This is a genomic window from Peribacillus sp. NPDC058002 (assembly GCF_042886655.1).
Lineage (GTDB): Bacteria > Bacillota > Bacilli > Bacillales > DSM-1321 > Peribacillus > Peribacillus aracenensis.
In genome coordinates this window covers 1-1,026 of the sequence record NZ_JBHVQU010000551.1, presented here as the reverse complement: position 1 = coordinate 1,026, position 1,026 = coordinate 1, and the positions used below count along the sequence as shown (strand labels likewise).

The 1,026-nt window shown below is 38.2% G+C and carries 2 protein-coding genes; one reads left to right on the top strand and one right to left on the bottom strand.

Annotation, left to right across the window (positions count from 1 at the left end; genetic code table 11):
* On the top strand, positions 1–295 hold a 295-nt coding region (locus ACFVSH_RS27040), incomplete at its 5' end, for a cell wall hydrolase (protein ID WP_387708935.1).
* Between the two features lie 62 nt (positions 296–357).
* On the opposite strand, the gene ACFVSH_RS27035 is transcribed toward ACFVSH_RS27040, so the two are convergent.
* The gene (locus ACFVSH_RS27035) at positions 358–945 is read right to left on the bottom strand and encodes a DUF2087 domain-containing protein (protein WP_387708933.1); all 588 of its coding nucleotides are present in this window, start codon (positions 943–945) and stop codon (positions 358–360) included.
* Positions 946–1,026 lie beyond the last annotated feature (81 nt).

Genomic DNA, 1,026 nt, shown 5'->3' with positions numbered 1-1,026 from the left:
ATACAGGGGTAAGGTCGAGGTGGCAGGAGTCGTATTGAATCGCCTTGATAGTGATGAATTTCCTGATACGGTACGGGAAGTGATTTATCAAAAAAACCAATTCTCGCCTGTTGGTGACGGCAGTATAAATAGACCAGCAGGAGATGATGCCAAGAAGGCTGTAAATGAAGCATTGGCGATTCATGGCTATACAAATGATGCCTTGTATTTTTGGAATCCTAGTATTTCAGACAGTGAATGGATGAAGCAATTACAGGTAATAAAAATTATCGGCGGCCATCATTTTGCCATATAATCTAAATCTCAAGAACCGGCTTTCCATATGGGAGGCCGGTTTTTTAATTTTGAAACCTTCCGTTAAACGATATCAGCCCACATCTCGCGGGGGTTCAATTCATAAATGCTGTTTTCACGGTACATGATACTCCCGATAATGAGTTCACGCCTTATTGTTGCATAATCCTCATGGAAAGACTGGATGAATTCATTCAATTCTTTTTCTGGATATTTACGTCCCTTTTCCAAAAGGCTGGCTATATGATGAAGAACGATCATTTTCTTTTTTCTCTGTGCAGGTATGGTTTTTAGTCGACCATCTGGCATCAAAAAGTTTTCAAGGATCTTTTTGTGTTCTAAATTCAGCTTTTGATTATCCATTTTATTGGAATCCCCCTTAGTTGAAACGAGTTTAGGTAATGCTGACGAATAATGCTTCAGGACATCTTCATTCAAAAAATAATACACCGTATTTTTTTCCCTTCGATCCTTCACTAAATTAATGTCCTTCAATTTAGTTAAATGGTGCGAGATGGTCGGTGCCGTCAATTTCAATATTCCGGCAAGTGCTTGTCCGTGTTTTGGACCATTTGCCAGGATGGATATAATTCTAATCCTTGTTACATCACCAATCGTTTTATGGAATGCGACCAATTTTTCTAATTGCACTTTTCCCCCTCCTTTAATTAGATTGTCATCTAATTAGATGACAATCTAATTAAGGGGTGACAATCAAGTTAATATTCACTT